At 44.4% G+C, this 24,731-nt stretch carries 25 protein-coding genes; 14 read left to right on the top strand and 11 right to left on the bottom strand.

The window, feature by feature from the left end; genetic code table 11:
* Window positions 1–11 precede the first annotated feature (11 nt).
* The 14 genes from BLW60_RS01855 to BLW60_RS01790 all read left to right on the top strand — a co-directional run bounded on the left by BLW60_RS01855 (window position 12) and on the right by BLW60_RS01790 (window position 11,096).
* Window positions 12–1,232 carry a nicotinate-nucleotide adenylyltransferase gene (locus BLW60_RS01855; protein WP_074714198.1) on the top strand — a complete coding sequence of 407 codons (1,221 nt, stop codon included), beginning with the start codon at window positions 12–14 and terminating at the stop codon, window positions 1,230–1,232.
* A complete protein-coding gene (locus BLW60_RS01850; protein ID WP_074714197.1) occupies window positions 1,229–2,734 on the top strand; it encodes an LCP family protein in 1,506 nt (501 codons plus the stop codon). Before BLW60_RS01855 ends, BLW60_RS01850 begins: the two co-directional genes overlap by 4 nt.
* Window positions 2,735–2,737: 3 nt before the next feature.
* Window positions 2,738–3,097, top strand: coding sequence for a ribosome silencing factor (gene rsfS / locus BLW60_RS01845; RefSeq protein ID WP_028518744.1), 360 nt, complete (start codon window positions 2,738–2,740; stop codon window positions 3,095–3,097).
* A 4-nt stretch (window positions 3,098–3,101) separates the two neighbouring features.
* Window positions 3,102–3,452, top strand: a complete 351-nt coding sequence (locus BLW60_RS01840; protein ID WP_074714196.1) for a hypothetical protein — start codon at window positions 3,102–3,104, stop codon at window positions 3,450–3,452.
* A 19-nt stretch (window positions 3,453–3,471) separates the two neighbouring features.
* Entirely contained in the window at window positions 3,472–5,904 is a 2,433-nt protein-coding gene (gene leuS / locus BLW60_RS01835; protein WP_074714195.1) for a leucine--tRNA ligase, read from the top strand.
* 195 nt (window positions 5,905–6,099) lie between these two features.
* The gene (rpsU, locus tag BLW60_RS01830; protein ID WP_009984057.1) at window positions 6,100–6,273 is read left to right on the top strand and encodes a 30S ribosomal protein S21; all 174 of its coding nucleotides are present in this window, start codon (window positions 6,100–6,102) and stop codon (window positions 6,271–6,273) included.
* A 78-nt stretch (window positions 6,274–6,351) separates the two neighbouring features.
* A complete protein-coding gene (locus BLW60_RS01825; protein WP_074714194.1) occupies window positions 6,352–6,879 on the top strand; it encodes a YqeG family HAD IIIA-type phosphatase in 528 nt (175 codons plus the stop codon).
* A gap of 2 nt (window positions 6,880–6,881) precedes the next feature.
* The gene (aroQ, locus tag BLW60_RS01820; protein ID WP_074714193.1) at window positions 6,882–7,313 is read left to right on the top strand and encodes a type II 3-dehydroquinate dehydratase; all 432 of its coding nucleotides are present in this window, start codon (window positions 6,882–6,884) and stop codon (window positions 7,311–7,313) included.
* 10 nt (window positions 7,314–7,323) lie between these two features.
* Entirely contained in the window at window positions 7,324–8,388 is a 1,065-nt protein-coding gene (locus tag BLW60_RS01815; protein ID WP_074714192.1) for an aminopeptidase P family protein, read from the top strand.
* 88 nt (window positions 8,389–8,476) lie between these two features.
* Window positions 8,477–9,034: an elongation factor P gene (gene efp, locus BLW60_RS01810; RefSeq protein ID WP_072952370.1), complete on the top strand. Its 558-nt coding sequence runs from the start codon at window positions 8,477–8,479 to the stop codon at window positions 9,032–9,034.
* A gap of 45 nt (window positions 9,035–9,079) precedes the next feature.
* Window positions 9,080–9,550, top strand: coding sequence for a CD1247 N-terminal domain-containing protein (locus BLW60_RS01805; protein WP_074714191.1), 471 nt, complete (start codon window positions 9,080–9,082; stop codon window positions 9,548–9,550).
* A gap of 130 nt (window positions 9,551–9,680) precedes the next feature.
* Window positions 9,681–10,169: an RNA polymerase sigma factor gene (locus BLW60_RS01800; protein ID WP_074714190.1), complete on the top strand. Its 489-nt coding sequence runs from the start codon at window positions 9,681–9,683 to the stop codon at window positions 10,167–10,169.
* Entirely contained in the window at window positions 10,166–10,822 is a 657-nt protein-coding gene (locus BLW60_RS01795) for an anti-sigma factor family protein (protein ID WP_074714189.1), read from the top strand. The genes BLW60_RS01800 and BLW60_RS01795 overlap by 4 nt, the downstream gene beginning before the upstream one ends.
* Window positions 10,815–11,096, top strand: a complete 282-nt coding sequence (locus tag BLW60_RS01790; RefSeq protein WP_074714188.1) for a hypothetical protein — start codon at window positions 10,815–10,817, stop codon at window positions 11,094–11,096. Before BLW60_RS01795 ends, BLW60_RS01790 begins: the two co-directional genes overlap by 8 nt.
* Before the next feature lie 35 nt (window positions 11,097–11,131).
* On the opposite strand, the gene BLW60_RS01785 is transcribed toward BLW60_RS01790, so the two are convergent.
* The 11 genes from BLW60_RS01785 to BLW60_RS01735 form a co-directional block, all read right to left on the bottom strand.
* Entirely contained in the window at window positions 11,132–11,701 is a 570-nt protein-coding gene (locus tag BLW60_RS01785) for an ANTAR domain-containing response regulator (RefSeq protein ID WP_074714187.1), read from the bottom strand.
* Window positions 11,702–11,709: 8 nt separating this feature from the next.
* Window positions 11,710–13,002 carry a glutamine synthetase family protein gene (locus tag BLW60_RS01780; RefSeq protein WP_074714186.1) on the bottom strand — a complete coding sequence of 431 codons (1,293 nt, stop codon included), beginning with the start codon at window positions 13,000–13,002 and terminating at the stop codon, window positions 11,710–11,712.
* A 130-nt stretch (window positions 13,003–13,132) separates the two neighbouring features.
* Window positions 13,133–13,591 (bottom strand): GNAT family N-acetyltransferase, encoded by a 459-nt coding sequence (locus BLW60_RS01775; protein ID WP_074714185.1) that lies wholly within the window; start codon window positions 13,589–13,591, stop codon window positions 13,133–13,135.
* 11 nt (window positions 13,592–13,602) lie between these two features.
* Window positions 13,603–14,697, bottom strand: coding sequence for a redox-regulated ATPase YchF (gene ychF, locus BLW60_RS01770; protein ID WP_074714184.1), 1,095 nt, complete (start codon window positions 14,695–14,697; stop codon window positions 13,603–13,605).
* 334 nt (window positions 14,698–15,031) lie between these two features.
* Entirely contained in the window at window positions 15,032–17,770 is a 2,739-nt protein-coding gene (locus BLW60_RS01765) for a bifunctional diguanylate cyclase/phosphodiesterase (RefSeq protein ID WP_074714183.1), read from the bottom strand.
* Window positions 17,771–17,959: 189 nt separating this feature from the next.
* A complete protein-coding gene (gene rpoD / locus BLW60_RS01760; protein ID WP_074714182.1) occupies window positions 17,960–19,039 on the bottom strand; it encodes an RNA polymerase sigma factor RpoD in 1,080 nt (359 codons plus the stop codon).
* A 13-nt stretch (window positions 19,040–19,052) separates the two neighbouring features.
* Entirely contained in the window at window positions 19,053–20,789 is a 1,737-nt protein-coding gene (gene dnaG / locus BLW60_RS01755; protein ID WP_074714181.1) for a DNA primase, read from the bottom strand.
* Between the two features lie 8 nt (window positions 20,790–20,797).
* Complete coding sequence (locus BLW60_RS01750; protein WP_074714180.1) at window positions 20,798–21,793, bottom strand: deoxyguanosinetriphosphate triphosphohydrolase; 996 nt, start codon at window positions 21,791–21,793, stop codon at window positions 20,798–20,800.
* 160 nt (window positions 21,794–21,953) lie between these two features.
* On the bottom strand, window positions 21,954–22,592 hold the full coding sequence (locus BLW60_RS01745) for a YigZ family protein (RefSeq protein WP_074714179.1): 639 nt from the start codon (window positions 22,590–22,592) through the stop codon (window positions 21,954–21,956).
* Window positions 22,593–22,643: 51 nt separating this feature from the next.
* Window positions 22,644–22,847: a 50S ribosomal protein L31 gene (gene rpmE, locus BLW60_RS01740; RefSeq protein ID WP_019678077.1), complete on the bottom strand. Its 204-nt coding sequence runs from the start codon at window positions 22,845–22,847 to the stop codon at window positions 22,644–22,646.
* A gap of 136 nt (window positions 22,848–22,983) precedes the next feature.
* On the bottom strand, window positions 22,984–24,648 hold the full coding sequence (locus tag BLW60_RS01735) for a DUF6311 domain-containing protein (protein ID WP_074714178.1): 1,665 nt from the start codon (window positions 24,646–24,648) through the stop codon (window positions 22,984–22,986).
* Between the last annotated feature and the right edge of the window lie 83 nt (window positions 24,649–24,731).

The following is a 24,731-nucleotide window of genomic DNA, read 5'->3' as shown; positions in this document are numbered from 1 at the left end:
GGAGGTGCAGAATGAAGATAGGAATATACGGCGGAAGCTTCAATCCCGTTCACAACGGACATATACATCTTGCCAATACGGCTGTTGAAGAGTTCGGACTGGACAGGCTGTATCTTCTTCCGTCAAAGAAATCTCCGCACCGTTCCAGTGCTGAATATGCTCCCGATGAGGACAGGCTTGAAATGCTGCGGCTGGCGGCAAAAGCCAATGATAAGCTGTTTGTCAGTGATTACGAGATAAAGAGCGACCGCGTGAGCTACACTATTTACACAGTGGAGCATTTCCGCAGCGTATTTCCCGATGATGAGCTGTTTCTCCTTGTGGGAAGCGATATGCTCCTCAGCTTTGATACATGGTATCACTTTGAGGAGATACTTGCAAATGTAACACTTTGTGTAGTTTCACGGGAAAGCGGTGATATCGGTCAGTTGAAGAAAAAAGCAGAGGAACTTGGAAAATTTGGCAAAATACTGGTATCTGAGGCTGCTCCCACAGTGATATCCAGCACTGAGGTCAGAAAAAAAATTGCTAAAAACAAGGATTTCTCTTGCTATCTTGACGAAAATGTAGTACAATATATAAGATTGAAGGGATTATATTCGGTACGAGGTGAAGGAAAATTGCTGTATAACCCCGATGAAAAAAAGAAATACCTTAAAAATTGTCTTTCTGCGAAAAGATTCACACATTCGATGAATGTTGCGGCAGAATGCAGAAAGCTTGCTGAAAAATACGGTGAAGACCCCGACAAGGCTTATTTTGCGGGACTTCTCCATGATATATGTAAGGAAATGCCCGATGATGTGCAGAAAGAACTGGTCATGAGCAGCGGATATACTGTATGCCGCGAAGAGCTTGAGACACGTTCGCTGTGGCATGGTATCGCAGGAGCATTTTTTATCAAAAAAGAATTCGGTGTTGAGGACATAGATATACTCAATTCCATAAGATTTCATACAGTTGGCAGAGCAGGTATGTCACGCCTTGAAGAGATAGTATATATGGGCGACCTGATATCTGCCGAGAGAGACTATAAAGATGTAGACAAGATGCGCAAGCTGGCATATGCTGACCTTAATGCAGCTATGAGAGAAGCATTCGCATTTTCCATGAAGTCTGTAATAAAAAAAGGCGGAGTTATACCTATTTGTACCGCCGAGGGATATAATTTTTATACAAGACTTTTGAAAGAAGAGAAAAATGATAGCAATTTGAAAAGAGGACTCAAATGAACAGAGAAGAACTTAATGAGGAGTTTAATAAAAACGCAAATACTGCTCCGAGACAGCCAAAGCCGTTAAGGAAGCTTAAAAGGATAGATAATACAAGAACGGCTCAGCCTGTGTATCACGCACTGCACGAAGCTCCGTCAATAGATATAAGCATAGAAGAGGAAAAGCCGAAAAGACGTGCTCCCGAACCTAAGCAGACATATCACGGGCTCCATGAAAAAGGCAGAGCAGGAGATGTTGTGGAAAGTGATGATTTCGATGACTTCGATGATTATGACAACGGCAATGAAAAGAGCGGCAAAAAGAGCAAAAAAGATGCAGTTATCAAGACTGTTTCAATTCTTCTGAGTATTGTCACAATAATATTGCTTTTCCTGAATATGCCTATCTTATGGTATAAAAAGAAAGGGCAGCCCGATCAGAAGGTATCCATAATAAAGTATTTCAAGCTTTGGCAGCCTCTTGTAGATATCGAAGGTGAACTTGAAAAATCCCAGGTCAACCTTAACGTTGATACAAATGTTGTAACTGATGACTTTACAGACGGTCTTGACCTTCCTCAGCTCGTTGAAGGTCAGTATACAGTTCTCTTCCTCGGATTTGATGAGGATCAGGAGCTTACCGACGTTATATGGATATGCCAGTTCGATATCGCAGCTGCAAAGCTCCATATATTACAGGTGCCTCGTGACTGCGCTGTTCCGAACTATACAAGCAATCCCACAACAAAGATAAACAGCGTTTATTATGAGGGATACGATCAGGAAGTAAGCAAGATACAGCGTGTTGTAAACTGCATACAGGACAATTTCCGTATACCGATAGATGCATATATCACTACAGCCTGCTTTGATATCGTTGATATCGTTGACCTTGTAGGCGGTATACCGATACACCTTGACAACGAGATCATTTATGAAGCAGACAAGATAATTCCTGCGGGTGATGTTACACTTACAGGTGCGCAGTCTGAGTGGTTCGTTCGTTTCCGTCACGAGTGGCTCCAGGGCGATATCGGACGAGTTCAGAACCAGCGTCGTTTCATGGCAGCAGCTATGCAGAAAATGCTCAGCATCGTCAAGGACGAAGGTAAAATGAAGCTTTACAGCTATCTGAATACTATCTACAAGAATAAGTGGATAGCAACGGATATGAGCGTTGATGATCTCAGTAAGCTTGCGGATTTCGGCTCTACACTGAAAATGGAAAATGTAAGCGTAAACATGGTGCCGGGCGAGGACGCGATTTATTACGCTGCTGACGGAGTAGAGTACAGTATCTACTCTATCCACAAGAGAGCAACTATAGATATGCTCAACGAGTCATTCAGACCATATCAGAATCCGCTGCTTATGTCCGAGAGCAATATTATCGAATATGTACAGGAATACGAATATCAGTATGATCTTTACGACGATACAGGCGCAACATTCGAGGAACTCGAAACGGCTACTGAGCCTTTGAGAAATCCCGATATGAAACCATGGTGGAAGGAAGATTAATTAATGACCGAACAGGAAAAACTTGAACTTATCATAAAAACTCTCGACAGCAAGAGAGGTGAGGATATACAGGCTATAAAAATATCAGACCTTACTATCCTTGCAGACTATTTCGTTATCGTAAACGGTACAAGTAATACCCACGCAAGGACACTTGCAGACGAAGTTGAGTTCGTGCTCTCACAGAAGGGCATTGAGCCACAGAGACGTGAAGCTGATACAGGCAATACATGGATAATCCTTGATTATGCAGATATCATCGTTCATGTATTCTACAAGGATACAAGAAACTTCTATAAGCTTGAAGGTCTGTGGGCAGACGGCGAGCAGATAGATATAAGCGGACTTCTCGTCAAGGAGTGATCAGATGAAGACCAATAACGAAAAAGGGCGTATGTTATGCATCATAATAGGAGCTTACCTTATTGCAAAGGCAGTTCTCAATATGGTCATAGGCGGCGGATTTAGTCTCAGTGATATGCTTATCGCTGTGGGACTTACCTGTGCGATGCTTACAGGCATAAAATTCGTAAACTATGGTGTGGCAGCAGTACTTGTGCTGATCGCTGCGATACATCTCCCTGCAAATATATCCAATATCAGCTCAAACTGGCTGTATCTCATTGAGGGTATAGCGGATATTGGCTGCGCAGTGCTCCTTTGCGTACACAGCGATATAAAGGAACACTTTACAAACTCGATAAATATTAATAATTAAATAAAGGAATGATATTACAATGAGCAGATATGATTTCACATCTGTTGAAGCCAAATGGCAGAAATACTGGGAAGAACATGAGACATTCAAGACTGATGTCTGGGACTTCAGCAAGCCTAAGTTTTATGCACTGGATATGTTCCCGTATCCGTCGGGAGTAGGTCTCCACGCAGGTCACCCCGAGGGCTATACAGCTACAGACATCGTTTCACGTATGAAGCGTATGCAGGGCTACAATGTCCTTCACCCAATGGGATACGACTCTTTCGGACTTCCTGCCGAGCAGTATGCGGTAAATACAGGTAATCACCCAAACGGCTTTACTCAGGAAAATATCAAGACCTTTTCAAAGCAGCTCAAGGAGCTTGGATTTGATTATGACTGGTCAAAAATGGTAGCTACTTCCGATCCAGAGTTCTACAAGTGGACACAGTGGATATTCAAGCAGCTCTATCTTGACGGCTATGCAAAGTATATAGATATGCCTGTAAACTGGTGCGAAGAGCTGGGAACAGTTCTTTCAAACGATGAAGTTATCGACGGCAAGTCAGAGCGCGGCGGCTTCCCTGTAGTTCGTAAGAACATGAAGCAGTGGGTAATTGACCAGCCTGCATTTGCAGAAAAGCTCCTTGAAGGACTTGACGAGATCGACTGGCCTGAGTCCACAAAGGCTATGCAGCGCAACTGGATAGGCAAGTCTACAGGTGTAGAGGTTGAATTCGATATCGTTGGCGGCGGAAAGTTCTCTATATTCACAACTTGTATCGAGACTATCTACGGTATCACATTCATGGTACTTGCTCCTGACGGAGCTATCACAGAGAGCCTTCTTGACCGTGTTCAGAACAGGGAAGAAGTTGAGGCATACATCGCTGAGACTAAGAAGAAGAACGATATGGATCGTACTGAGCTCAACAAGACAAAGTCAGGCTGCGAGCTCAAGGGCGTTACTTGTATCAACCCTGTAAACGGCAAGGAAGTTCGTATGTTCATCGGCGATTTCGTACTTGCAAGCTACGGTACAGGTGCAGTTATGGCTGTACCGAGCCACGATCAGCGTGACTTTGAGTATGCGATCGCTCATAATATAGATATGATACAGGTGATCGACGGCAAGGACGGTCATATCGACGTTTCCGAAGCCGCAATGGAAAAGACAGAGTACCTGGGCAAGGGCTATAAGCTCATCAATTCCGAGGAATTCACAGGTCTTACTGTTGAAGAAGCAAAGGAAGCTATCACACAGAAGCTTGAAAAAATGGGCAGAGCGAAGCGCACTGTAAACTATCACTTCCGTGAGTGGATATTTGCCCGTCAGCGTTACTGGGGCGAGCCCGTACCTGTAGTTCACGGCGAGGACGGTCAGATACACGTTCTTGACGATGAAGAGCTCCCACTTGTTCTCCCTGAGCTTGACGACTACAAGGGCAAGAACGGAAAAGCTCCTCTCGAAAATGCAACTGAGTGGAAAAAGTATGACCACAACGGCATAAAGGGTACTCGTGAGACTTCCACAATGCCCGGAAGTGCAGGTTCGAGCTGGTACTACTTCAGATATATCGATCCGCATAACGATAAGGAATTCGCAAATCAGGAGCTCCTCAAGCACTGGATGCCTGTTGACCTCTACATCGGCGGTCCCGAACACGCTGTTGGACACCTTATGTATTCACGTATCTGGAACAGATACCTCTACGACAAGGGTCTTGCACCTACAAAGGAGCCTTTCAAGAAGCTTGTTCATCAGGGCATGATCCTCGGTGAGAACGGTATCAAAATGGGTAAGCGTTTCCCTGAATTCGTTGTAAATCCTTCCGATATCGTAAGAGACTACGGTGCAGATACACTCCGTCTTTACGAGATGTTCATGGGACCTCTCGAAGTAAGCAAGCCGTGGAGCAAGAGCGGTGTTGAGGGCGCAAAGAGATTTGTCCAGAGAGTATGGAACTTCTTCATTGAAGCCGAGAACCTTACCGACGACAACGACGGCGCGCTTACAAAGGTATATCACCAGACAGTCAAGAAGGTAACTGACGACTTCGAGAAGCTTGCTTTCAATACAGCTATCAGCCAGATGATGATATTCGTGAATGCTGTGTACAAGAACGGTAAGTGCCCGAGAGAGTACGCTGAGGGACTTATAAAGATGCTGTCCTGTATCACACCTCATATGGGTGAAGAGATATGGAGCATCATGGGACATAATGATACTATCGCTTACGAGAGCTGGCCAGTATACGATGAGGAACTCTGCAAGGAGGATACTATCGAGATCGTTGTACAGGTAAACGGCAAGCTCAAGGCTAAGCTGAATATCGAAATGGACGCTGACAAGGATTCAGTAATTGAAATGGCTATGTCAGACGAGAAGGTAAAGGAAGCTGTTGAGGGTAAAAACATACTTAAACAGATATATGTACCAAATAAACTTGTTAATATTGTAGCAAAATAACGAAATTTTAAGACGCACAAAAAATGCTTGACAACGAGCAGAAAATGTGGTAAACTATTAATATATTCTTTATAACTATTTATATGTAATCTGCTATATAGTGGGGGACGCGATGTCTACCGCTCGACAGGGTGGTTAGCATAGATGCTTCGGAGCAAAGCTCCGTGCAACCTCTGAACAAGGGAGGGAAATTTAGTGGCAGAAGTTCGTGTTGGCAAAAACGAGTCTTTAGACACAGCTCTTAAGAGATTTAAGAGATCATGTGCAAAGGATGGCGTAATTGCTGAGGTTCGTAAGAGAGAGCACTACGAAAAGCCTTCAGTTAAGCGTAAGAAGAAGTCTGAGGCAGCTCGTAAGCGTAAGTATTGATCTTGCGGAATTATTAATGTTGATAAAAGCGGGCTGCGGCTCGCTTTTTCATTTGTTTGAACGGAGTTGACAAATAGCTTGGGTTTAAAACATAAGATAACAAAAACCGACGTGGATTTTGCTTTCAGAAAAACTGTTGATATCACACCTGCATTTCTGCAAAAGCACGGTATCAAGGGACTTATCCTTGATGTTGACAATACTCTTACTACACATGATAATCCCATTCCTGCCGAGGGGATAACCCAGTGGTTGGAGAATATGAAAAAGAACGGGATAAAGCTTATAATAGTATCGAATAACCATGCAGAGCGTGTGAGACCCTTTGCTGATCCGCTTGGACTTGATTTCGTCAGTGACAGCGGAAAACCGCTGAAAAGGGGATATACAGCAGCTATGAAGAAAATGGGACTTTCTTCCGAAGAGACTGCTGCCGTGGGCGATCAGCTGTTCACAGATGTATGGGGAGCAAATTTTGCAAAGGTAAGAATGTTATATGTTGAACCCATTGAGCTTGAACCAAAGTCGAAAAGGTTCATAAGATTTAAAAGAGTTCTTGAAAAACCTTTTCTTCCAAAGAAATTTGTCGACGACAAGAAGGAGTAAATATGATAAAGAAAATACTTGTTATACACGGTCCTAATCTCAACCTCTTGGGAGAGCGCGAGCCGGGCGTTTACGGAAATTCTTCCATTGATACACTTAACAGCAATATAATCGACCGCGCAAAGGAACAGGGACTTGAGTGCGAGATATTCCAGTCAAATCATGAGGGAGCTATCATTGACAAGCTTCACGCTGCAAGAACTACATTTGACGGAGTTATCCTCAATGCAGGTGCGTATACACATTACAGCTACGCTATACGCGACGCTATTGCAGCTATAAAGATACCTGTTATCGAAGTACATATCAGCAATGTTTTTGCGCGTGATGAATTTCGCTCAAATTCAGTTATCGCACCCGTATGCAAGGGCAGCATAAGCGGCTTCGGCTTTGGCAGCTATTATCTTGCAGTACAGGCACTTGCTGAGCTTTGAGAGGTGTATAATGTCGAGATTTGACAAACTTTTCGAGGAGTTTGAGGGGGCAGACTGCGCACTTATCACCTCGGACATAAACAGAAGATATTTTACGGGTATGAAGTCATCAGCAGGAGTAGTTCTTGCGTTTCCCGATAAGGCGTATCTGCTTATAGATTTCCGCTATATCGAAAAGGCAAGAGCAACAGTAAAGGACGCTGAGGTCATTGAAGCTAAAAAGCTCTATCCTCAGATAATGGACCTGCTGACAAAGCACGGCGCAAAGTCAATGGCTATAGAGTCGGAGACAATGACCGTCAAGGAGCTCAATGCCTATGAGCACTTCTATACCACTATTGAAATCATACATAACGACAGCCTGAGCAATGCTATCTCAAACCTCAGAATGGTCAAGGACGAAAGTGAGATAGAATGTATAAAGAAGGCTCAGGAAATAGCGGAAAAAGCTCTTGAAGACGTCAAGAAGTTCATAAAGGTAGGCGTTACAGAGCGTGAGATAGCACTTGAACTCAACCGACTCATGTTCGCTTACGGAGCTGAGGACTTATCTTTCGATACTATCGTACTTTCGGGCGCAAATACTTCAATGCCTCACGGAGTTCCCTCCGATAAAAAGGTGGAAAACGGTGAGTTCGTGCTTATCGACTTTGGTGCGGTATATAACGGCTATCACAGCGATATGACACGTACTTTCTGCGTGGGAGAGCCCAGCGACGAGATGAGAAAGGTATACGACATCGTACTCAATGCTCAGCTTGCAGGCATAGAAGCTGCAAAGGCTGGTGTACTCGGCTGTGATCTTGACAAGGTGTCCCGTGACGTTATAGAGCAGGCAGGCTATGGCAGCTGCTTCGGTCATTCACTCGGTCACGGCGTAGGTATGGAGATACATGAAAAGCCCAATGCTTCGCCAAATTATAAAGCTCCGCTGAGCTGTGGTGCAGTCGTTACCATAGAGCCTGGAATTTATATAGAAGGCAAGTTTGGAGTGCGTATAGAAGATTTTGTCATTTTAACTGAAAATGGCTGCAAAAACTTGACAAAAAGTGCAAAAAATCTCATATCTTTATAATAATATCACTTTAGGTATTGCAAAAATTACCGAAATATGATAAAATAAAGTATCATGTTAATTTGAAAAAATACGGAGGTTATTAATAATGATTTCAGCAGGAGATTTCAGAAACGGCGTTACTTTTGAGCTCGACGGACAGGTAGTTCAGGTAATTGAATTCCAGCACGTTAAGCCAGGTAAGGGTGCCGCTTTTGTAAGAACTAAATACAAGAACGTAATCACAGGTTCAGTTGTTGAAACTTCTTTCAACCCAACTGCTAAGTTCCCAACAGCATTCGTTGAGAGAAAGGATATGCAGTACAGCTACAACGACGGTGAGCTTTACTACTTCATGGATCTTGAGACATATGAGCAGGTCCCGATCAGTGCTTCCACACTCGGCGACAACTTCAAGTTCGTTAAGGAAGAGATGATCTGTAAGATCCTTTCATACAAGGGCAACGTTTTCGGCGTTGAGCCACCTAACTTCGTTGAGCTCAAGGTCACACAGACTGATCCCGGTTTCAAGGGCGATACAGCTACAAACGCTACAAAGCCTGCTACACTTGAGACAGGTGCAGAGATCAAGGTTCCGCTCTTCATCGACGAAGGCGAGATCATTCAGGTCGACACAAGAACAGGCGAGTATATGTCAAGAGCATAAGCTCACCATTTTATAAAGACTTTATTTTGAGAGGAGGAGCTTGTTATGAAGCTTACCGAGAAAATGTCATATTTACAGGGACTTATCGACGGTCTTGAGATCGATTCTTCCACTAAGGAGGGAAAGGCTCTCATTCAGATGTCAGAGGTAATGTCCGAAATGGTAATGTATGTTGAGGATCTTCAGTCACAGGTCGACGAGCTCACAGAGCTTTGCGATATCCTTGATGAGGATCTCGGTGCTGTAGAAGATGATTTCTATGAAGATCTTGACAGCGACGAGGACGACGATGATGAAGATTGGGACGATGATGACGAGTTCGATTTCGATGATGACGATGATGAGCTTTACGAGATCACTTGCCCGACCTGTGGAGATACTATCCTTCTTGATGAGGGTATGATCGAAGAGGGTTCAATTAACTGTCCTAATTGTGATGAGCTCCTTGAGTTTGATTACGATGACCTCACTATTGAGGATTTCGAGGACAAGGCTGAAGAGCCTGAAAAGAAGTAATCTGCTTTATAAAAAAACAGGCTGCGGATAGAGCTATCTTCCGCAGCTTTTTATTTTTTCCGAAATTTTTATTATTTTTCTGTAAAGAAAGTTTTGTATCGTAGTCTTATAGTTGAAGGCGGTGAGAAGTATGAGTCAGGTCGAAGAGCTCTACAAAGACTATTTTCATGATGTATTCCTTTATATACGGTCGTTGTCAGCTGATGAAGCACTTGCTGAGGATATTACTCAGGAGACATTTTTCAAGGCTATAAAGTCTGTTGACAAATTCCGCGGAGACTGTGATATAAGAGTATGGCTGTGTCAGATAGCAAAAAATCTGCTGTATACACACAATAAGAAGCAGAAACGCTATACAGGAGAGGAAGTCCCCGAGACAGTTGCCGATACTTCCGTGACTATGGAGGAGCTTCTTGAAAACAGCCAGCAGTCAATGGAGATACACCGTGTACTTCATACCCTTGTCGAGCCTTATAAAGAGGTATTCACCCTGAGAGTGTTCGGAGAACTGAGCTTCAGACAGATAGGTGATATCTTTGGAAAGACTGAAAGCTGGGCGCGAGTGACATTCCACCGTGCAAAGCTGAAAATAATAGATGAACTGGAGGTACAGAAATGAAAAACTGCGATATGATAAAGGACCTGCTTCCGCTGTATGCTGACGATGTTTGCAGTGAGGAGAGCAGAAAGGCAGTTGAGGAGCATATAAACAACTGCCCCGACTGTAAAGCGGAGCTTGAAAAGCTCGGTAAAAACGTCACTGTAAGTCCTCAGAAGGACGCTGAGGTACTCAAACGTATAAAGAGGCGTCTGCGCATAGAGAAGCTTGTGGTGAGCCTTATAAGCGTTCTGGCTATATGCGGAATTCTGCTTTACGGACTTGTGTATTGCATAAATGATTACAAGTCAATGGATATGGAGAAGTACAAGATACTTGAAAATGTAAGCGTCAGCGAGCATGATAATGCTGTATGGCTCAATATAAAAGGGTATGCTGCATCATTTGATATAGATGCACCGACTTTAAGCGATACGAACGGTAAACATCTTGGGATTGATGATGATTTTGACAGTGAAAAGAAGAACGGATATGGTGTTACTCTCAAACAGCGCAGAATAGATGATTTTACGTTCAATCCCACAGGAAGTCTGAAAAGCTTTGAGATGAAGATCTTTGACCTTGATGAGAAGAAAGATATGATGAAGGTCTTTTACTACGATGATGTAAACAACAAAGAGTATATTTTATGGGAGCGTGATCAAAATGACTGAGAGAAGATTTAGTATACCGCTGATACTGCTTGCTGTGGTAGCATTTGGAATAGGCTTTTTTGGATTTGCAGCGGAAAGCATCGTATTTGCTGTGGGAGTAATAATAGCTTCGATGAAGCTTCGTGAAAAATACCTTATAAAGATACCCATAGCCATATGCATCGTATCTATCGTATGTTCGGCTGCATTCCTTGCCTTTATGATATATACGGGAATAAAGGGCGGCTATAACGATTACTGGCTTATGAAACTCTTATTCGGTGAACCTAAATAAAACATCAGTCCCCTCGGCTTAGCCGAGGGGACGATTTATTCGTATTGAGCAAGAATTTTCAGAGCAGTTTCCAGTCTGGTCTGACGATTGTTCATTGCTTGTTTTTCGATGTATTTATGTGCCTGCGGCTCTGTGAATTTGAGATACTTCATAAGCGTGGTCTTGGCACGGTTTATGGTGCGCATTTCCTCAATACGGCTCATTATATCCGCTGTTTCCTTTTTAACACCTGCCATACGGACTCTTGCGGCTATAATAAGGCGTATAGTACGCTGGAGTTCCTCTCTGGTGACAGGTCTTGACAGTACGTTTACGCCGCTGTCTGAGACTCTGTCAGCTATGTCTTCCGAAACATCGCTGCCGCAAATGAGTAACATGCCTGCGGAGGTGGACTCCGCAATCATTTCTGCAAGCTCCTGACCGAATTCATCGGGCAGGGGCGTATTTATTATAACAAGCTCGGGCTCAGTCTCATTTTTTACAAGTCTGCGTGCTTCACTGCCGCTGACAGCAACAGCAGTCCTTCCGCAGCCTTCTATGCGCAGGAGCTGCTCGCAAAGTTCGGAAACTTCGCTGTTTGAAGATACGATAATAGCTCTGTTCATAGTTTACCTCACACGAACTTGAAGTATGACTCTTCTTCAAACTTGTCCTTATCCGAAGCAGAGGAATAGTCCTGTATCTGTTTATCAAGCTGTGCGAATATATTACTGCGTATTTCCTGAGATAGAGTATTTTTTACGAATATGCTTTCTTTAGCGATAGCTGCTGCTTCATCAAGTGATGACGGCAGTGGCTGGAGAAGTGAATTGTCAGAGCCGTTGTGCATAGCACTTTCAAAGAGAGCGCAGTCCTGAGACTGTATTCCCTCGATGCCTGCTGCAAGGATAAGCTTGAATGTGATATAAGGGTTGCAGCAAGCGTCTGCGGAGCGTATCTCTATGCGCGGAGATATACCTACAGGCTTTGGAACACGTATAAGCTGAGCGCAGTTTTCTGATGACCAGTTGATATACTTAGGAGCATAGCCTATACCGAAGCGCTTATACGAATTTGTGGTGCTGTTGAGAAATGCGGTTATTTCGCGCATCTTGCTGAGAACACCGGATATAAAGCATTTTCCCTCAAATGACATACCATTCTCTGTGTCGAAGATGTTCTCGCCGCCCTTTTTAAGGCTTATGGATATGCTCAGCGCGCTTCCGTGTTCGTCTGGCAGCGGTTTTGGCATAAATGAAGCGAAAAGACCGTTCTGTGCCGCAATGGATTTAACTACGGTCTTGTAGTGTACCATGTTATCGGCAGCTGTTATAGGCTCACTTTCACGGAATTCGATCTCGTTCTGTGCAGGACCGTGCTTATGACAGGAGCTTTTCGGACTCATGCCCATTTCTTCCAATGAGAGACAGATCTCACGCCTTGCGTTTTCGCACTTATCCAGCGGAGCAACATCAAGATAGCCGCCTTTGTCGTGAGGTATCTTTGTAGGCTCGCCGCGTTCGTCAAGCTCAAAGAGATAGAACTCGCATTTTGTACCCATTTCGCAGGAATAGCCGTCAAGTCTTAGCTGATTGATGTAGTTGGTCAGCTCTGTACGCATATCGCCTACATAGTCGCTTCCGTCCATGTTTTTGAGAGCGCAGAAGAAGCGGACAACTCGTCCCGACTTAGGTCTCCACGGGAGAACAGAAAGTGTAGATATGTCGGGCACAAGCAGAAGATCAGAGCAACCCTCGGCGATACATGAAGCATCGAAAGGTATGCCGTACTCAAATGCCCGCGGCAGTTCATTGGGCATGATAGCCACGTTTTTGAGATTTCCGAACATATCGCAGAAAGTAAGTCTTATAAATTTTACGTCGTTCTCTTCAACGAATTTCAGTATCTCTTTAGGAGAAAAGCTCATTGAAAGACCTCCATTTATTAGTGTAGGGAACGTCGTCCTCGGCGTTCCAATATATGTGGGCGGACATTTAAGCACTTCTCCAGATCTTTGATTTGGCTGGCAATGCTATATGCAAAGCTATCCGCCCTTTTTATCTTAATGACAAAACATAGATTTGGCAGGGATTATCCTCGTCCCAGTATTCAGGGAACACCTCAAATTCTTTAAATCCGCAGCTTATGTAGAAAAGATTGGTCTTGTCGTAGTCGGGGTATTTTCCCATCTGAACGGTTTTTACCTGCATAAATGAGTATCCTTCTGAAACAGCAATTGCCTTAGCCTTTTCAAATAGCTGACGACCAATGCCGCTGCGATGATACTCCATAAGAACTCCCATTACAGCAAGCTCAACAGTATCTCTTCCTGTTTCTTTCAGACAGAGAAAACCAACATATTCATTATTTTCCTTAGCTGCAATAAAGATCCGATCAGCACTTTCGCGTATATACTGCTCGCGGCTTTCATCCACTTCGAACCAGTCTTTAAGGGCTTCGAGGACTTTTCTTGCTATTGTTCTTTTTTCGTCTTTATCAAAAATCTGCTCGATCATCTTATTACCTATTATACATTAAATCTGAACAGAACGATATCTCCGTCCTGCATAACGTATTCCTTGCCCTCAAGGCGTACAAGTCCCTTTTCCTTTGCAGCAGCCATGCTTCCGCAAGCCATAAGGTCGTCATAGGAGATAACCTCCGCACGGATAAAGCCTTTCTCGAAGTCTGTATGTATCTTACCAGCTGCCTGAGGAGCTTTAGTGCCCTTTGTGATAGTCCATGCGCGGACTTCCTGCTTGCCTGCTGTAAGGTATGAGATAAGTCCGAGAAGTGAATACCCCTCCTTGATGATACGGTTGAGACCTGATACTTCAAGACCGAGCTCGCTGAGGAACATAGCCTTGTCCTCGTCGCCCATGTCGGATATCTCAGCCTCTATCTGCGCACAGATAGGGAGTACAGCTGAGTGCTCCTCAGCTGCAAGTGCGCATACAGCCTTGTAATTCTCATTTGTTTCGATATTGTTTGTGAAGTCCTCTTCGCTGAGGTTAGCAGCATAGATAACAGGCTTTGCGGAGAGAAGAGGAGTTGACTTGATAAGCTCTCTTTCCTCGTCAGTGAAGTCAAAGCCTCTTGCGGACTTGCCGTTTTCAAGGTGAGCCTTTAATCTTTCAAGGAACTCAGCCTCTGCAAGGTACTTCTTGTCGCCCTTTGCAGCCTTTTTAGCACGGTCGATACGTCTGTCCACCATTTCGATATCGGAGAAGATAAGCTCCAGATTGATAGTTTCGATGTCGCGGAGAGGGTTTATACTTCCGTCAACGTGAATGATATTGGGGTCCTCAAAGCATCTTACAACGTGAACGATAGCATCGACCTCACGGATATCAGCAAGGAACTTGTTTCCGAGACCTTCGCCCTTTGAAGCTCCCTTTACGAGACCTGCGATATCAACGAATTCGAGAGTTGCAGGAGTGAACTTATCAGGCTCATACATCTCAGCAAGCTTGTCCAGTCTCTCATCGGGAACAGAAACGATACCAACGTTCTTCTCGATAGTGCAGAAGGGATAGTTTGCGGACTCAGCACCTGCGTTCGTAAGTGCGTTGAAAAGTGTGCTTTTGCCTACATTAGGCAGACCAACCATACCAAGTTTCATATTTATTTCTTACCTTTCTTATCATATGTTTCCCCGCTCTTTACCAGTTGTGCTTATATGAAAGCTTATACCCTATATCGGGGCAAACCTTTCTGAGGAAAGGTTTTTTCCCGAACCCCTTTCCAAAGACTTTTATCTGGTTTTTTCCAGTATAGGGCGCATATATTTAAATACAAGTTTATGAAAGTTTGAATGCGCCCCATACTGGAAAAAACAAAAACGAAAGTTTTAGGAAGGGAGTATGAGGGAGAACCCTTTTTCAAAAGCGTTTCCCTCATTATAAGTACAAAACTTTTATATAAGCATAATGGGTAAGGCGGGGGAATAGAAGACTTTAATTGTTTGCGTAAGTTGTGCGCTTGTTGTTCACAAGTGAGCTTACATTTGAATTCTGTATCTGTACGTCGCCGCTTTCAGTACCTATATCCTTAGGATTTCCTGCATTAACGACCATAGATACCTGTGAATCTATAATAGCAACATTTCCTGTGCCAAGAGCATCACCGATACCTGTTACCTCATCACCCTCAGAGTCGATAGTGATATCGGCATTTCTTATCTTAGTATTGACGCTGCCCTTGATAGCACCGATACATGAGTTCTTGCCTGAGCGCATCTTCATATTGATCTTGCCCTGCTTGATGTAGATGCTGCCCTCGCCGTCCTCAAGAACGCCGATTCCTACAGCCTGCGCACCTGTACATGACATATTTATATTTGCAGATGAGCTGATAGTTGCAATGCCCTTACAGCTTCCTATACCTGCTATCTTTATGCCTGACATATTCATATCAAGGTCGCAGTTCTCACCGATATCAATATTTGCATCACCGTTGAAGCTTCCGATGCCGAGACCGTTATGGGAATACATGAACAGTCTGACTTTACCCGAAACGAGGTTTATATCGGAGTCATCATCATTATATCCGCCGCCGATGCAAAGTGATTCAACGCTGTTTGATACAATTTCAAGAGTACCGCCGAAGTCGATAGTGATATCGCCGTAGCCGTGATCGTAATCGTTTCCGATACCGATACCCTCGGAAGCATAGCAGTCGATAGAAAGATTGCCCTTGCCGTTGAGTACGAACTGTGAACCCATAGGCACATAGATACCCGAGTAGCTGAGCTTGTTGTTCTTGACAACATTGAGCACCAGTCTTGCGTACTCGCCTACAGTGATAGTAGGCTTGCTGTTGCCGCTTATCATATTGACATTTTTGAGAGTGAGCTCACAGCTGTGATTATCCATTATGGAAATATTCATCTTCACAGGCTTGTCTGGATCACCGACGATAGTGAGCTTGCTCTGGTAAACGTGGATATCTGTATATTTTTCAAGAGCCAGTTTAAGAAGATCGATCTCAGTATCATTCTGAGCTGCAAATATCTTCTTAACGCCGTCAGGACGGCTTTCGAGATTGGTCTTGATTATCTCGTCCTTGATGTCAGCGGAGATGCTGTTGAGGAAGAGAGGCTTTGGCTTTGAAGTGTAGTATCCCTGAATAAGATCAACACCAAGACGTATAACAGTTTTAAGCTCCTGTACCGTCTCAACGCCCTCTGCCAGTGATTTCAGCTGGTTTTCGTGGCAGAACTCGATAACGGAAGTAACGAGCTGCTGCTTTTTGAGATCGTTGTGGATATCGCTAATGAGCGAACGGTCTATCTTGATGTAATCAGGAGAGTAATGCAGCAGATTTGATGAGTTTGAATAGCCTGTGCCATAGTCGTCTATAGCAAGCTTTGTATGCGCAAATCCGCAGCGTTTTTTCAGCGTCTCGATGCCCTTTGCGGTAGCCGCCGACTCCTCGACTATTTCGATAACGGTCTTTTCAAGGAGCTCGCCGTAAGTAAGGTAAAGCTCATTGAAGTCCTCATCGGTGAGGAGATGATTTGGAAGGCAGTTGATGAACAGCTTGCGCTTTTCAAATATCTGCTGGTTATCGCTGAGAAGCTTCATGGTATTGAAGAAGGTGAGCTTTTCGATAGCATAGAGATTGTTCTGAGCTTCACCTATTTTCAGTATCTGCTTCGGAGCCATTTTGATATCGCCCACAGTACGCATAAGGGCTTCATAGGCTACTATCTCACCTGTCTGAGTCTCAACGATAGGCTGGAGATAGTAGGTGAGGAGGTTTTCCTGAACGATACGCGAGAATGTCTGAGCATTGCGGTAAGAGTCCTTTTCGCGTATGTAGTTTTCCTCCGAGAACCAGTTAATAACAGAGCGTTTGTCTGTTCGAGCCTCGAAGAGAGCAAACTCGGAGAAATTCACCAGCATATTGAAGTCGGAAGCTTCCTCAGGATAAGATGCACAGCCGATAGAAAGGCTTATATGGCTCTTATCGGAAATATCAATTATCTCGCCGAAATCATCTGTGAGTATGCAGTTCTGAACAGCCTCGTCCATACTGTTGAGGATATTGTAAATGCTCATCTTGTCAAATTCGCGGAAGAATACACATATCTCATAGTTGGATTTAGAGCCGATTATGAGAGTATCGCTTGAAAAGCTTTTCAGAGCTTCCGCAACAGAAGTGATACAGCTGTTGGTATTGTCAACAGTGAGATACGAACCCAGCTTGTCTATGCCGTTTATGTAGATAGTGGCAAGGCAGGCGTGCTGTACATCGGGAAGTATCTTTTTTATCTTCTGTGAAAATGACGGATAGGAGGGGATACGGGTAATGGGATCGTACTCTACAAAAGCCTGTCGGTCGTTGAATTCCGATATCTGACGGGTGAAGTCCTGGACGAATCCCAGCCACTCGTCGCTGCTTTCGTAGATGTTCATTTTTATATAGCGTGTTACGTTTCCGTCTGTGTATTTATAGATATGTTTCTGTCCTTCAACGGGGTTTTTGGAGATCATTTCAAGGAGATTGAAGAATTCAAACTCGTTGATCTTTTCACTCGGGCAGCCAAGCATATGACAGGCAGCCGTATCAAGGTAAGCAGCTTTTTCTTTTGCAATATACGTGAACGCACCTATATTGCCGACAAACTGCTGGAATACTTTCCAGTCACGGCTCAGCGCGGGAGGAGTTTGGGTAAAATCGAAAATACTCATAGTTACTCCGTATACCGCATGACTGGCGCAGAATAGCCTATTGCGCCTCATGTTGGCACCTGCATTTTACGGTCAGCAGGTGACCGTGATAACGTACGATTTATACACTTTAATTATACAGCAAAAACCGCATTTTGTCAATAAAAAAGCCGCCCATTTCAGGCGGCTTCGGAAATAACTATGTAGCTCTTAGTCAAGGAAATCCTTGACCTTTTTGCTTCTGCTGGGGTGACGGAGTTTTCTGAGTGCTTTAGCCTCGATCTGGCGTATACGCTCACGGGTAACGTCGAAACGCTGACCAACTTCCTCAAGGGTGCGCGACTTGCCGTCCTCAAGACCGAAACGGAGCTTGAGCACCTTTGCTTCACGGTCTGTAAGTGTGGAAAGCACCTCATTGAGCTGCTCCTTGAGGAGAGTATGTGAAGCTGCTTCAGCAGGAGCGGGAGCGTCATCATCAGGGATAAAGTCGCCGAGGTGGCTGTCCTCCTCCTCACCGATAGGAGTTTCGAGAGATACAGGATCCTGAGCCACACGCATGATCTCACGGACCTTGTCAACAGGCATATTGAGCTTGTCTGCTATCTCCTCGGGGCTTGGATCATGACCGTTCTCGTGTAGAAGCTGGCTTGAAACCTTCTTTACCTTTGTGATAGTTTCAACCATATGAACGGGGATACGGATAGTTCTTGCCTGATCGGCAATAGCACGGGTAATAGCCTGTCTTATCCACCATGTAGCGTATGTGGAGAACTTGAAGCCCTTGGTGTAATCGAACTTTTCAACAGCCTTTATAAGACCGAGGTTGCCTTCCTGTATAAGGTCGAGGAACTGCATACCTCTGCCTACATACTTCTTAGCGATAGAAACAACAAGACGAAGGTTAGCTTCCGAAAGACGCTTTTTAGCGTAAGGATCGCCCTTAGCCATTCTCTGAGCAAGCTCTATTTCCTCCTCTGTAGTAAGAAGCGGAACACGTCCGATCTCCTTGAGGTAGATCTTTACAGGGTCGTCGATAGCTATTCCCTCTGTAGAAAGAGCCATTTCAAGGTCGTCTGTCATATTTGAGTCGAGACCGATCCTCAGGTCAGCATCGAGGTTCATATCCTCGACGATCTCGATATTGAGATTTTCACAATTGTCATAGAAGGTATTGATCTGATCAACGTCGAAATCAAGCTCCTCCAGAGCATCAGTTATCTCCTTGGTAGTGAGCTTGCCGTTGGTCTTGCCCTGTTCCATCAAGGCTTCGATGGTATTTTTCTTTTCCATTTTAATATTCCTCCTATTTATTCTTTGAACGGAAGAGTTCGAGCAATTCATCATTGCTCATATCTCCGTTAGAAGCGGGTCTTGTGTTTTTCAGTACCTGAGCGCAGTCAGCCACAACGTCACGGGTAATGTCAACATTGCGTTTTTTTGCTGCTATTCCGCTTATTCTTCCCATTTCGTCCGTGGAAAATTCATCGGACAGCAGTGAAATCGAGAATTTTTCGGAATTTTTCAGCCTGTCAAGCAGTGCAGTGTAAACTTTCTTGTTGAAAGCAGTTACAAATGACTGGGGCGGAGCCAGCTTTTCGATGTCCTCATATTCCTGAGGACGATTGAGCAGGTAGCTGATTATAGTCTCCTCGGCACGGGCTTCCTTTTTATTGGAAACAGCGTCGGGGTTGATGTCGTCGCGTATGTATGAAGTTTTAGCCTTTATATTGCGCCATTCTGTCTTTTTGGCGTTTCGGCTGTTCTTTTGGAGCATGGAGTCGATGTGGGTTTTCAGGACCTGTACAGGTATGTCACACTTCTTAGACGTACGGGATATGTAAACCTCTCGCTCTAAAGGTGATTCTATGCCTGCAAGCACCTTTGCAGTACGTTTCAGCAGCTCTACTCTGCCTATTTCGGTAGAAAGATCAAGTCCGACCTCGCACTTGTCAAGCATGAAGTCGTTTGCATCGTTAGAGCCGTCAAGAAGCATCCTGAATCGGTCTCGTCCGAATTTTTTTATGAATTCGTCGGGATCCTTTGCGCCTTCCATGTGTATTATCTTAGTCCGCAGACCAACGTCCGCGAAATGGTTGATAGCTTTCTGAGTAGCTTTCTGACCTGCGCCGTCACTGTCGTAGGCAACTATAACTTCCTCGGCGTAGTGGCTTATTAACCGCGCCTGATCGGGAGTTATAGCAGTTCCGAGGGTGGCGACCACGTTCTCGAAGCCTGCCTGATTTACGGCGATAACGTCCATATATCCCTCACAGAGTATCAGACGCTTTGCGTTTGAATTCTTTGCGAAGTTCATGGAGAACAGGTTAGAGCCCTTGTCGAATACGGGAGTTTTTCCCGTATTGAGGTATTTCGGCTGTGAGTCGTCAAGGACTCGTCCGCCGAAGCCGATTATATTACCGCGCAGATCAACAATAGGGAACATTACCCTTTTGCGGAACATATCAAAGGTACGTCCGTTTTTCATTCCTGCAAGCCATGCATCAGCCATTTCCTCATCGGAATAGCCTTTCGACTTCAGAAGATCAGTAAGCGCGTTCCATGAATCGGAAGCGTATCCGAGACCGTATTTTTTAATAGTCTGTGGAGTGAGCTTGCGGTTTGCGAAATATTGCAGACCTGTCTTGTCCGAGCCTTTTATAAGGTTGGTATAGAAGTAATTGGCAGCGATGCGGTTCATCTCATAGATACGAGTTTTACGCTTTGCGTAACCGCTGTCTTTATTACCGAAGGCAGGTACTTCCATTCCCGAACGCTGAGCCAGTAGCTTTACAGCCTCGGAAAATGTAAGGTTTTCTATCTTCATGGTGAATGTGATAACATCGCCGCCTGCACCGCAGCCGAAGCAGTAAAAGTTCTGTGTATCTGTAAAAATAGTACATGAAGGAGTCTTTTCCGAGTGGAAAGGACATGAGCAGACGTAATTTCTGCCTCGTCTTATGAGGTTAACATAGCTGCCCATTACTGTTTCAATAGGATTGGCATTTCGCAGATTGTAGAGAAATTCATCGTTAACGGGCATTTTCTACCTCACTTCCAGAATTTCGGTACGAACAGTTCGGTATAAAGATCAACGGCATATTCGTCGCTCATACCCGAAATGTAATCGCATACAGCGCGGTCTGCATCGGAATTTTTCATTATATTTTTATACTCATCGGGCAGCTTGTCACTGTGCTCGATGAAGTAGGAATAAAGCTTCTGCACAAGGAGTACAGCCTTTCCTTCCTCCTGCTTTGCGGCAGGATTGGTGTACACCTTTTCAAACATGAACTTTTTCAGTTCATCGTGAGCCTTTCGTATATCGGGAGCAAAGTCGATATCAACTGCTCCGTGACCGATAACGGAGGCGATAAGCGTGGTTATACGCTGAGTTTTTGTTCTGCCGAGAGCTCTTACGCAATCCCGGGGCAGTTCGTTCGGATCGAGTATGCCTGCGCGGATAGAGTCCTCGATATCGTGGTTTATGTAGGCGATAGTATCGGCAAGTCGGACTATATTGCCCTCTTTTGTATCAGCCACCATATTTGTATGGCAGAGTATGCCGTTTCGGACAGCGTGTGTGAGATTGAGTCCCTTGCCCTTTTTTTCCAGAACTTCCACGACTCTTACGCTTTGTTCGTAGTGCTTGAAGCCGTGGGGGCATATCTCATTCAGCGTTTTTTCACCGCAGTGACCGAAAGGGGAGTGTCCCAGATCGTGACCGAGAGCAATTGCTTCGGTAAGATCTTCATTCAGTCTCATGCCGCGGGAAATAGTCCTTGCTATCTGCGATACTTCGAGAGTATGTGTAAGGCGTGTCCTGTAGTGGTCGCCCACGGGAGACAGGAACACCTGAGTTTTACGTTTTAAGCGGCGGAAGGAGTTACAGTGAAGTATGCGGTCGCGGTCACGCTGAAATTCAGTGCGGAAAGGGCATTTTTCCTCATAGCGGTCGCGCTTTGTGCCGACTTCATCGATGCTGGCACAGGCGTATTTGCTGAGTATGCCTGCTTCACTGATCTCTATCTGTTCGCGTACAGTCATTTGTATCTCCCCCTGACGTAATGAAATGGTAAAACTGTATATGAGCATATACAGTCAAAAAAATGCGCACAGTATAAAGCTGCGCACAGCACAAATTTACTTTAAATTTTTGCTTCTATTATACTTATACTATTTTGAAACAAAAAACCCTTTATTTTTTTTATGGATTTTTTTGTACGGAGGAGAAATCTTCAAAAAGCTCCTCGCAGTCCTCAATATTTACAGAACCGTTTGTGACTTCCACAAGCTCTTTTTTCAATGCATCGAGCTTTTCTGACATAACGAGAATCTCAAGGGTAACATCGCTGCCGAAATCCGAATTGACAGTAATGGTATCATAATTCGGCAGGAGATATGATATCTTGCCGTACATACCGTAATCCGCGGTTATTTTCAGACGGTGACACATACACATATTCATGATATGAGCAGCATCACAGGCAAGAGAAGCCGCATGAGAGTAGGCTCTGACAAGTCCGCCGCCGCCGAGAAGTATACCGCCGAAATAACGTGTGACTACAACGCATACGTCTGTGAGATCACGCTTTTTCAGTACATCAAGTACGGGTACGCCCGCAGTTCCCTGAGGTTCACCGTCGTCGGAATATCTGGAAATATTATCCTCGCGGAGTATATAGGCATAAACATTGTGCTTAGCCTTGCGGTGCTCGGCTTTTATGGAATTTATAAAGGCTACAGCCTCGTCATTAGTCCTGACAGGGGCGATATATCCGATGAATTCGGAGCGTTTTTCTATAAAAGAAGCCTTAGCGTTTGCGGAAATAGTGAAATAGTTCATAATAAATTAACCTTATTGACGAAAAGCCCCGTCAATGACGGGGCTTGTGACTTACTTGTCCATATTGAAACGCTTCTTGAATCTGTCAACACGTCCGCCTGTATCAACAAGCTTCTGCTTACCAGTATAGAACGGATGGCACTTTGAGCAGATTTCAACCTTGATGTTTTCCTTTGTAGACATAGTCTCGATCACATTACCGCAGTGGCAAGTAATTGTGGTCTTTTTGAACTCAGGATGGATTCCCTCTTTCACGATTGTCACCTCTTTCGATTTATTATTGTAAATCGAGCAGCCCATCAGTTCCGTTAGACAGTAGTGCCGAATATACATTACAGTTATATATTATATCACACAGTCCCGTGTGTGTCAAGCAGTTTTTGATATAATTTTATTTTTTAACTCTTGCGACTGTGTAGCCGTCTATCTCTTTCACATCGAGTCCCTTTACATTTACAGGAATATCTTCATTATTGAAGAAAACATAGAGGTACTTGCTGCTGCCGTTCCCGCTTTTAAGTTCGGTGTATTTTTTATCGGCGTAGGCTTTTAGTATGCTGTTATCTGTACGTGCAAGGTAGAAGGAACTGAGCTTCATATGCTTATTGCAGGCAAGCTCTGCGAAGTCGAAATACAGCTTCATATAGGATTTATAGTTGTCGGGCAGGGGAAGGAATACTATCTCCTCCGCACCGTTTGCAGCTTCTTCCCATTCCGCACCGCTGAGAGCAGTGATGTAAGCGTCGTTTCTGTGTGCAGCTGCGTGTGTATCGGTGTAATAATTCTGCATATCGCCGAACTGAACGGCTATACACAATGTCAGGGCAGTAAAAAGAGTGCTTTTGTTAAGCTTTGCGCATATCCATAGTACGCTTGTCATGGTCATAAGGCAGGGGAGCCATATAAATCTTCCCGATGAACGGAATATGCCAAGCTTTCCGAGTATAAATTCGGGAAGTGGAATTGTCATTATAACGTTCCTGTTTATTGTAAGCTTGTTGCTTGCTGCCCAGAAGAAGCCTGCCGCGAATATGACGCAGAAAGTGATTATCTCTGCTTTTCGGGATTTAACGGCTGCTGAGGCGTTTTTGAGGAAGCCGCCTTCCTTTGTGCTCAGCTTGTTGACGATAACAAGTACCGACAGGAAGCAGAGTATGAGCATACCTAAGCCGAGATAGCCGAAGCCCTCGTACTGTCCGTCGAGGATATCGAGCTGGCGCATATATTTTGCCTGTCCCTTGCTGTTGAAGAAGGTATTGAAGTTGGCGGAGTATATTCCGAAGCCGCCGTCAGTATAGCTTCCGCTGCCGTAAAATCCGCCTATTATCCACAGGAAAAGGACTGAAAAAACAGTGGACGAAGCAAAGACTGCTATAGCCTGTACGCGTTTTTTGTCCTTGAAGAACAAAAGTATCATATATCCAAGCATTACGCAGTATATCATTGGAATGAAGTACAGATGTATAAGCGATGCAAGGATACAGGTAACTGTCCAGAGTATCACAGGTGTGAAGCTGTGCTTGTACTTGCGGTCGTGGTCGATGGTGAGTATGAGCGGTATTATTACAAGCCATATGGCACCGAGCGAGTTGTGGTGCATTATTCGCAGCAGGGTAGGCCAGAATGCTGAGTAAAACAGTGAGCCGACCGAGGTGAAGAAAAGATTTTTCTTTATGCGGGTGAGAAGCAATGCGCCGAAACCACCGTTGAGCATATAGCAAATAATTCCCCATATGCCGAAATACTGGAAATTATCCGGCAGAATAGGTGATAGCAGCTTGAATACTATGGCAAAAAGAGGTATGGAGTCGGTGTACATACAGGATACCTTTTCGTCAGCTGAAATGCCTTCGATAAGTCCAAATGGGAAGTCCCACGGGCTCCTGCGGAAAAATTCCCAGCCCACATGATGCTGTGTAACATCGTCGTGCTGTGCGAATATCCATTTCGTATTTACAGGGGAGATAATATCAACGCCGAAAAAAAGTATAAAAACTGCAGCGCCGAGTATGGCTCCCGCTAAGAAATATATATATTTATTTGTCTTTTTTATCATTTACTGTTGTCTCCTGTGATTGCATGATGTTAAAACATAGGATAAACCTATAAAGGGGCAGACAAACTGCCTGCCCCTTTTGA

The sequence above is a fragment of the Ruminococcus flavefaciens genome (assembly GCF_900108555.1).
Classification (GTDB): Bacteria; Bacillota; Clostridia; order Oscillospirales; family Ruminococcaceae; genus Ruminococcus; species Ruminococcus flavefaciens_P.
This window is presented reverse-complemented; position numbering and strand designations above follow the sequence as displayed.